This is a genomic window from Anaerozeibacter quisquiliarum, assembly GCF_051162045.1.
Taxonomy (GTDB): Bacteria; Bacillota; Clostridia; order Christensenellales; family Aristaeellaceae; genus Anaerozeibacter; species Anaerozeibacter quisquiliarum.
The window spans coordinates 1-1,809 of sequence record NZ_JBISDI010000080.1 but is presented as its reverse complement, the minus strand read 5'-3'; the positions used below and the strand labels follow the sequence as shown (position 1 = coordinate 1,809).

The window sequence follows — 1,809 nt, the reverse complement described above, 5'->3', positions numbered from 1 at the left end:
GGCGCGAACGATCCTTGAAAACGACACAGCGAGAGCGAGAGAGAGAATAAGAAGTCAGATTCTGAAGAGTTAGAAGCACTGAAATTGCGAGGCCTTGGCGGGTTTTGCGAGGACAGTGAGAGGATTAAACGCAAGAGTTTGATCCTGGCTCAGGACGAACGCTGGCGGCGTGCTTAACACATGCAAGTCGAGCGGGGATATGCTTGGCACTGATTACCGGGTTAGGGCGTGAGGGATCTGGGGGTAAGCCAGAGAGGTCATGCGCAGGCGAGGGGAGATCGCCATCCTATCAGAGATGAGGGGGATACGCGGTAATGAGTGCTGAGGATATTCTAGCGGCGGACGGGTGAGTAACGCGTGAACAATCTGTCCCAGACAGGGGGATAACACTTGGAAACAGGTGCTAATACCGCATAAGACCACGTTGTCGCATGGCAATGAGGTAAAAGGAGCAATCCGGTTTGGGGTGAGTTCGCGTCCCATTAGCTAGTTGGTGAGGTAACAGCTCACCAAGGCGACGATGGGTAGCCGGCCTGAGAGGGCGACCGGCCACACTGGAACTGAGAGACGGTCCAGACTCCTACGGGAGGCAGCAGTGGGGAATATTGGGCAATGGGCGAAAGCCTGACCCAGCAACGCCGCGTGAGGGAAGAAGGTTTTCGGATTGTAAACCTCTGTCCCATGGGACGAAGGAAGTGACGGTACCATGGGAGGAAGCCCCGGCTAACTACGTGCCAGCAGCCGCGGTAATACGTAGGGGGCGAGCGTTGTCCGGAATGACTGGGCGTAAAGGGCGCGTAGGCGGCTTTTTAAGTTTGGAGTGAAAGTCCTGCTTTCAAGGTGGGAATTGCTTTGAAAACTGAGGAGCTTGAGTGCGGAAGAGGTAAGTGGAATTCCCAGTGTAGCGGTGAAATGCGTAGAGATTGGGAGGAACACCAGTGGCGAAGGCGACTTACTGGGCCGTAACTGACGCTGAGGCGCGAAAGCGTGGGGAGCGAACAGGATTAGATACCCTGGTAGTCCACGCGGTAAACGATGAATGCTAGGTGTAGCGGGTATCGACCCCTGCTGTGCCGGAGTAAACACAATAAGCATTCCGCCTGGGGAGTACGGCCGCAAGGTTGAAACTCAAAGGAATTGACGGGGGCCCGCACAAGCAGCGGAGCATGTGGTTTAATTCGAAGCAACGCGAAGAACCTTACCAGGTCTTGACATCGATCTAAACCTGTAGAGATACGGGGTGCCTTCGGGCAAGAGAAGACAGGTGGTGCATGGTTGTCGTCAGCTCGTGTCGTGAGATGTTGGGTTAAGTCCCGCAACGAGCGCAACCCTTATTGTCAGTTACTAACGGGTAGAGCCGAGGACTCTGACGAGACTGCCGGGGACAACTCGGAGGAAGGTGGGGACGACGTCAAATCATCATGCCCCTTATGACCTGGGCTACACACGTGCTACAATGGTGGCAACAAAGAGGAGCGAGCCCGTAAGGGGAAGCGGATCTCAAAAAAGCCATCTCAGTTCGGATTGTGGGCTGCAACCCGCCCACATGAAGTCGGAGTTGCTAGTAATCGCGAATCAGCATGTCGCGGTGAATACGTTCCCGGGCCTTGTACACACCGCCCGTCACACCATGGGAGTTGGGAGCACCCGAAGTCGGTGAGGTAACCGCAAGGAGCCAGCCGCCGAAGGTGAGACCGATGACTGGGGTGAAGTCGTAACAAGGTAGCCGTATCGGAAGGTGCGGCTGGATCACCTCCTTTCTAGGGAGACATGAATGGGTAACACCATTCGTATCCCAGGTCGAACATC

At 55.4% G+C, this 1,809-nt stretch carries 1 rRNA gene; it reads left to right on the top strand.

Annotated elements, in window-relative coordinates:
- The first annotated feature begins 126 nt into the window (after positions 1-126).
- Positions 127-1,760: ribosomal RNA gene (locus ACH6CV_RS18040) — 16S ribosomal RNA — on the top strand.
- Positions 1,761-1,809: the final 49 nt, after the last annotated feature.